We start from the raw sequence: 7,745 nt of genomic DNA, 5'->3' as shown, positions 1-7,745 counted from the left end.
GTGAAAGGTACCCAAAGGGTCACGGTGACCGATCTGGATGGTGCATTTTCTTTCGATAAGGTATCCGAAGATGCCGTATTGGTTTTCTCGTTTATAGGCTTTGATTCTCAGGAAATCAGCATAGCAGGAAAAGAAAATATAGAGGTAATGATGTCTGAGGACTTATCCGATCTACAGGAAGTGGTCGTGGTAGGGTATGGTACCCAGAAAAAAGCCAATTTGACAGGTGCTGTGTCCACCGTTGATTCGAAGGCGTTGGAGGATAGGCCCGTAGCCAATGTGGCCAATGCCCTTCAAGGAACCACTCCTGGGTTAAACATCACCCGTACAGGAGGTCAGCCGGGAAATGAGAACATAGGGATTCAGGTAAGGGGGGTGACTTCAGCCAATGGAGCGGTAAACCCCTTGCTGATGGTAGATGGAGTTCCCGCTCCATTGTTTACACTTCAGACCATCAACCCAAATGATATAGAATCAGTAACTGTATTGAAAGATGCTGCCGCAGCCGCTATTTACGGAGCCCAGGCTGCCGGTGGGGTCATCTTGGTTACCACTAAAGTGGGGAAAAAAGGAAAGACCACTTTTGAATATTCCAACCAAATAGGGACAGAATGGGCGTTGAATGTACCGGAGAGATTAAGCCTGCTGGATGAGGCGCTTTATTCCAACCTTGCCAGGTCAAATGCCGGCGTTGGAAATGAATATAATGATGAGGCGTTACAGTACATCCGTGATGGGGTGGAGTTTGTTCCAAGTGAGACCAATCCCAATAAATGGGTGACTTACAATCAGCAGAGCATACGTGATCAGGTTTTAAGGAAAACTTCTCCCATGCAAACACATAACCTCAGTGCACGTGGAGGCTCAGAAAACCTGAATTATTTGGTGTCTTTGGGATATTATAACAAGCAAGGAGTGTTTAAGATTGGTCCGGATAGTTTTGAGCGTTACAATGCCCGGTTCAATTTGGGGGCGCAGTTGACCAAGCATTTGTCGTTGGATTCGAGGATCTCTTATGCCAATCACCATACCGAGGCCCCTTCCAGGGGCGCAGGAGGATACGGCCTATTACAGCAGGTTTATCAAGCCCGTCAACGTTTTCCAGTTTTTATGCAAGATGGACGGCTTTTTGGAGGAGCAGGGTCTTCGGGGAATAATACCTACGCTTACCTGACCCAGGGAGGTTATGATAATTCTACCAGGAATGATTTTGACGGGGTATTTACGGGGACACTTAAAGATGTGGTTAAAGGCCTGACGATTAGATCTATTTTTGGCCGTCAATACAGACGAACGGATAGGGAGAGATTTGCAAGAACCGTAGAGCTATGGGATAGAGGAGGGGATAATCCCGCCTATATCCTTAACAACCCAAATGGATATCAGCTTACCCAGGACAATACCATCAATATCAGTTTCCAGATGCTGGTGGATTATGATTTGGAAATAGGTGATAAACACAAATTCCATGCGCTTACAGGTTACCAGTGGGAGGATTACAGATGGACCCGGCTTTATTCACAGGGCACCAACCTTATCAGTAATGATTTGCCATCCTTGAACCTGGGCGACGATAATACCAAGGTGACCAATCAAAGTATCAGTACTTATGCTAACCAATCAGTTTTTGGAAGGGTTAATTATAGCTTTGATGAGCGTTTCCTTTTTGAAGGTACCGTTAGGATGGATGAAAGCTCCAGGCTGGCACCAGGGCTGAGGACCAAGGTGTTTCCCGCTGCTTCTGTCGGCTGGAACATGCACAGGGAGGAGTTTTTTGGTAATGCTTTGCCCTTTTTCTCAGAATTTAAGCTAAGGGGTTCCTGGGGACAACTGGGAAGTGCCCTTGGTGGTGATATCATAGGTTATTACGATTACCTGAGTTTGCTGTCACGAGGTTCTGGGTTGGTTCTGGGAGCGGAAGAAACACGTAGTACCTACTTTTATCAAGGAACAGTGCCGTCATCAAGCCTTTCATGGGAGACGATCGAAACCTGGAATGGGGGACTTGATTTGGGGCTTTTGGAGAACAAACTGCAAATGAGTTTCGACTATTACGTCAAGCATAATGATAATATGCTCACGGAGCTGCAATTGCCGGCCACTTTTGGGGTGAGGGCGCCAAGAATAAATAATGGAGTTTTGAAATCGTGGGGATGGGAACTTGCGCTTAAGTACCGAGACCAAATAGGAGAAGATTTTAATTTCAATTTTGGCTTAAACCTGTCAGATAATAACAATGAATTGATTGAATTCTCTGGGAGAAAGGTTATTCAGGCGGGTAATAATAATACGGTTGAAGGTTATCCTTTGAATACCATCTGGGGTTATGAAACTGTTCCTGGCTACTTCGGTTCAGAAGATCAGGTGGACGGGGCTCCTTTCCAGGACAACCGAACAGGGACTGGTGATATCCAATATGTGAATCAGGATGGAGATGATCGAATTACTGTAGGAAGAGGTACTACCGAAAATTCAGGAGATTTGGTTCTTTTGGGAACCAATCAGCAGCGCTACCTATTTGGAGTGAATGCCTCGGCACAATGGAAAAACTTTGATCTGTCACTCTTCTTCCAAGGGGTAGGCAAAAGAAGCTTTATGCCGACAAGGGATATGCTTATGCCTTTGAGCCAGACTTGGTTTATGCCGATGAAGCATCATCAGGACTACTGGACCCCTGAAAATACCAATGCAGCCTTCCCCAGACCTTATTTAAATGGCCACCATAATTACCTGCCATCAGACCGATGGGTGTTGGATGGAAGTTATGTGAGGTTGAAAAATTTCCAATTGGGCTATTCTTTGCCAGTATCAGTGACCGAAAGGATAAATATCAATAGGGCAAGAGTATTTATCACGGGCCAGGATGTGCTGACCTTTACCAAAATGGGCGTGTTCAATGGAGTGTTTGATCCCGAAAACTCCAATAATGTACGGGCGGATTATCCATTCTTTGGTACTGTGGCAATGGGTATTAACCTTTCTTTTTAACTGTGGGCCTAAAACTAAATCCAAAAATCATGAAATATCAAAATAAAAATATACTTGTAGGGTTGCTGATAGTGATTTTAGGTATCAGTAGTTGTGACGTGGACAGGATACCGGAAACAGAATTGAGTGATCCCTCTTTTTGGAGAAATGAAAAGGATCTCCAATTGGCGGCCAATTATTTGTATACCTATTTGCCCGGTTTGCCAGTGACTTCGGATGTTTGGTCGGATGATGCCTTTGGCAAAGCTCCCAATTCCATCAGTGACGGAACAAGGATTGCTCCTGCCACCGACGGGGATTATAATGACCCTTATAGGTTGATTCGGGCATCCAACAATATCATTGAAAAAGCACCAAGAGCGTTAGAGAGTGGTGTGGAAGCATCAATTGTAGACCGATACATTGCTGAGGCAAAATTTTTTAGGGCCTGGGGCTATTTCAGTCTGGTACAGCGCTATGGGAATGTACCCTTGATATTGGAATCCCTAAGTGAGGATGATGAAAAACTGTATGCTCCAGCAGATGCAAGGGAAGATATAGTAGCAGTTATTTATGCTGATTTGGATGAGGCGGTAGAAAATTTACACCTTCCTTCTCAGATGGATGGAGCGGAATACGGTAGGGTCAGCAGCACAACAGCTTTGGCTTTTAAGTCTAGGGTCGCCCTTTTTGAGGGAACAAGAGCGAAGTATCACGGATACGGGGATCCCCAATCTCATTTGAATTTGGCCAAAGAAGCGGCAGAAGCATGTATCGATTCTCAAGAGCATGGTTTGTTTGCCTCCTATTTTGATCTTTATCAATATGAAGGTGAAGGTCCTCAAAATAAGGAGAACATTTTGATCAAACAGTACGGTGTGAACGTGTCAGAATCCATTTTGAGCCATACCAGCCAAAGGACTTTGGAAACCGGGGCATCTAATCCAACCAAGGCATTGGCTGATGCCTATTTGATGACAGACGGTTTGCCCATTGAAAAGTCTCCTATGTACAGCCAGCCAGCAAAAATTATGGATGTGTTTGAAAATAGGGATCCCAGAATGTTGGCCACATTTTATAAAGAAGGAGATGAGTATATCGGTACGCAGCCGACTTTCAATGTGCCGAGTCTTTCTTTTCAGCGTACAGGCTTCGCTAACAGGAGATATGCTAATTTGACAGATTGGCAAAACTCCAGGTCTTATATAGATTATGCGGTGATTCGCTATGCCGAGGTATTGCTCAACTACGCCGAGGCGGTTTATGAGTTGAATGGTTCAATAACAGATGAAGAACTGGACAAAAGTATTAATCTGTTGAGAGAAAGGGCCGGTGTTGCCAAGTTGGACAATGCTTTTGCAACCGCCAACGGACTGGATATGCTGATGGAAATCCGGAGAGAGCGCAGGGTTGAATTGGCCCTGGAAGGCTTTAGGTACTGGGATTTGATCAGATGGAAAATGGCTGAGAATGTGTTGCCTAAGGATGTATTGGGTAATTATTTCTTCGAAGATGAGTTTGGCTCAGATGCCACGCCTGTTGTGAATGAAGACAATATCATTGTCTTACAATCGGCAGAAAACAGGAGTTTTGACCCGGAGAGAGATTATTTGTGGCCATTGCCTATAAATGAACTGGGGCTGAACCCTGCATTGGAGCAAAATCCCAATTGGTAACAGTGAAAAAAGGGGGGAGATTTCTCCTCCCTTTTTTCTGGTTTTTGGTTGTAACGGAATCCAACACAACCAATAATATAAAAGAAGTTGACTTTGGGAATATAAAGGTGGAGGTTTAGACCTGTTATGGTTAGGTGCATTGGTTTTTTTGATTTTAAAATAGTTTGTCATGTTTAGAATAAGAAGATTTCGGATAAATGGTTTTTTTATGATCACCTTACTGCTCCAGGTGGTTTTTGTAGGTTTGGGCCAGGCTCAAGAGAAACGGGATTTGCTCGCAAAGGAGTTGTCTTTGAAAGCGGACGAGGCCTGGAAAATGTCTCCCGACCAGGTTTTTCCAAATAGGACTAAAATCAAAGAGAGCCTGAGCCAATTGCCAACAGCGGTAATAGAAGAAATGAAGGCGGATGCTGAAAAAGCGCGAGCCTACGATTGGCCGAGTATTCCTGTGTCAGCCTATTTAGATTTTGTAAGAAATGGTGACCGGACCCGCATGCAGTCTTATCAAAGTAAAAGGATTTCCACCTTGAAAAGTTTGGTCTTAGCAGAATTGCTCGAGCAGAGAGGGGAATACATCGATGCCATTGCAGATGGGGTCTGGGCTGTTTGCGAGCAATCCACCTGGGTGCTTTCCGCTCATTTGAATGCGCAAAAAGCAGGTGCAGGGGTGCCTGATATCACAGAGCCGGTGATTGACCTGGGCGCCGGGGAAGTGGCTAATCTGTTGGCTTGGATCCATTTTTATTTTAAGGTTGACTTTGAAACGATCTCTCCACTGCTGGCCAATAGAATAGAAAAGGAACTGGATGAAAGAATCATCTCACCCTATTTGGAAAGGGATGATTTCTGGTGGATGGGCTTTAAATCTTCTTTTGTGAACAATTGGAATCCCTGGTGTAATTATAATGTGCTGCTTACGGCCAGTCTGGTCGAGAAAGACCCACAAAGACTTGGAAAGGTGTTAGAAAAGTCTGCCCGCTCCGTAGATCAGTTTATCAACTACTATAAGACCGATGGCGCCTGTGAAGAAGGCCCCGCTTATTGGGATCATGCGGCGGGGAAGATGATGGAATATTTAGAGCTTTCCCGGCAACTCACGGAGGGGAAGGTTTATATAGGTGATCAAGCGCAGGTACAGAATATGGGCAATTATATCCGTAAAGCACATATTGTGGATGATTATTACGTGAACTTTGCTGATGCTTCTGCAAGGCTGAAAGCTCACCCGGGGATCATTTTTCGCTATGGGAATTATATCAAAGACGATCAACTCAGGGCATTTGCCGCCAAGGTATCGGAGCAAACAGGTTTCAAGGATTCCCCCTTGTCGGGAAGTCTTGACCGGGCATTGAATAATGTATTGCTGTATGAGGACTTGCTGGGCTTTGAGGTTAATACCACAAAAGAAAAATTCTTCTGGTATCCCCAAACTGAAGTAGTGGGCGGGAGGTCTGAAGAGGGGCTGTTTTTTGCGGCCAAAGGAGGACACAACAATGAGAGCCATAACCACAATGATGTCGGTTCATTTATATTGTATTATCAGGACAAGCCCTTATTGATCGATATAGGGGTGGAAACTTATTCAGCAAAGACGTTTAGCAAAGACCGTTACGATATCTGGACCATGCAGTCGGATTTTCATAACCTGCCGAAAATCAATGGCGTTTCACAAAAAAACGGAAATGATTTTAAATCCAAAAAGGTGGACTTTGCCGTTACGGCTAGAAACCTCGATTTCAAAATTGATATAAGTGAAGCATATCCCGAGCAGGCGATGTGCAAGTTTTGGGAAAGGTCTTACCAATTGGATAGAAAGCGGGAAAAACTGGAGATTAAGGATAAGTTTTCACTGAAAGCATGGAAGCAGCGGCAACAACTGCATTTCATGTGTTTGGACATCCCCCAGGAAATCTCAAAAGGGGTGGTTAAGCTGGCTGAGAAGGGAGAAAAGACAGTTCTGCTAAAATTCCCTTCCGATAAATTGTCATTTAGTGTGGAGCAATGGGATATGACTGATTCGAGATTACAGAAAGTTTGGGGAGAAAGCGAATTGTATCGAATGGTTTTTGTTCAAAAAGGGGAGGATGCCGCGGATGAGTGGGAGATCGAGGTCATCGTCAAATAAAAAATCCTGGAAAACCCTGTTTAGGCCAATAGTACAAATTTTTATTGGTAAAGTTAAGGGAGCTGCCTTTTGGTTTTTGTAAAATGATGGTCAAACAGAATTTATTAAAAAACTTAAATCTTTAGTTTCGAAACTTGATTGCGTTTTTTTGAAATTAATCGAAATAAAATATTTGCGTAATGTTTTAATCTGAGCGATTTATCTTTAAGTTTAAGGATATCGTTCGAAATGAGACTTCTAAGAAACCATACGGATCCTGAATTGGTTGCCTTACTTAGGCAGGGTGATCTCAATGCTTTTGATGAGCTCTATAGGCGCTACGTACCCAGGGTTTTGGGTTTTGCCAGAACCTTTATTTTGGATACAGATGAGGCGGAGGAAGCGGTTCAGGAAGTATTCATCAAAGTATGGGAAAGAAGGAGCCAGTTGAAGAGCGAGTTGAATTTCAAAAGTTACCTTTTTACAGCGGTAAAAAACCAATTGTACAACCGGTTAAGAACCGCGACAAAATTTGTACCCGTAGAAGATTTGTCCGTTGATCCCATGTCAGGAGAAATGGAAATCAATGATAGGTTGACCTATCAAGAACTTGAGCGTACGGCGCAAACACTGTTGGAAGAGTTGCCCCAAGTACAGAGAAAGGTTTTTAAGCTCAATAAATTGGAGGGCTTAAGCCACAAGGAGATCGCAGCCCAATTGAATATTTCGGTCAGAACGGTGGAACACCATGTTTATCTTGCCAGCAAGCATTTAAAGGTAAACCTCTTACAGCATGCTTCTTCGGTAAGTTTAATTTTGTTCTTTACCCTCTTTTGTTGATCAAAAGCCCTTAGGTATTGGTTTAAGCCGTTTTTTGTGTTCAGGGTTTAAATTTTTTGATAATTAATCCACCAAAGCCGTTTTTCAGCCATCCCAACGTTTTCAGTGAATTTGGATATTACTCTTCAAGGTAATCGGTCCCGTAAGCCAAATGCCCC

The 7,745-nt window shown here is 43.8% G+C and carries 4 protein-coding genes; all 4 read left to right on the top strand.

What is annotated here, in order from left to right; translation table 11 throughout:
- Nucleotides 1–2,988 (top strand): SusC/RagA family TonB-linked outer membrane protein (locus ACYVAA_RS16455; protein ID WP_460543735.1); only part of this gene is annotated, 2,988 nt, incomplete at its 5' end.
- A 29-nt stretch (nt 2,989–3,017) separates the two neighbouring features.
- On the top strand, nt 3,018–4,643 hold the full coding sequence (locus ACYVAA_RS16450; protein WP_460543733.1) for a RagB/SusD family nutrient uptake outer membrane protein: 1,626 nt from the start codon (nt 3,018–3,020) through the stop codon (nt 4,641–4,643).
- Between the two features lie 208 nt (nt 4,644–4,851).
- Nucleotides 4,852–6,768: a heparinase II/III family protein gene (locus ACYVAA_RS16445; RefSeq protein ID WP_460543731.1), complete on the top strand. Its 1,917-nt coding sequence runs from the start codon at nt 4,852–4,854 to the stop codon at nt 6,766–6,768.
- Nucleotides 6,769–6,996: 228 nt separating this feature from the next.
- Nucleotides 6,997–7,587: an RNA polymerase sigma-70 factor gene (locus ACYVAA_RS16440; protein ID WP_460543729.1), complete on the top strand. Its 591-nt coding sequence runs from the start codon at nt 6,997–6,999 to the stop codon at nt 7,585–7,587.
- The last annotated feature ends 158 nt before the right edge of the window (nt 7,588–7,745 follow it).

The sequence above is a fragment of the Echinicola sediminis genome, assembly GCF_054777495.1.
The sequence above is the reverse complement of the archived record's forward strand: the minus strand, read 5'-3'. Positions and strand labels throughout refer to the sequence as shown.

Coding starts and splice junctions, on each gene's coding strand:
- ACYVAA_RS16440 (WP_460543729.1), top strand. CDS start 6,997: ATGAGACTTCTAAGAAACCATACGGATCCTGAATTGGTTGCCTTACTT.
- ACYVAA_RS16445 (WP_460543731.1), top strand. CDS start 4,852: ATGATCACCTTACTGCTCCAGGTGGTTTTTGTAGGTTTGGGCCAGGCT.
- ACYVAA_RS16450 (WP_460543733.1), top strand. CDS start 3,018: ATGAAATATCAAAATAAAAATATACTTGTAGGGTTGCTGATAGTGATT.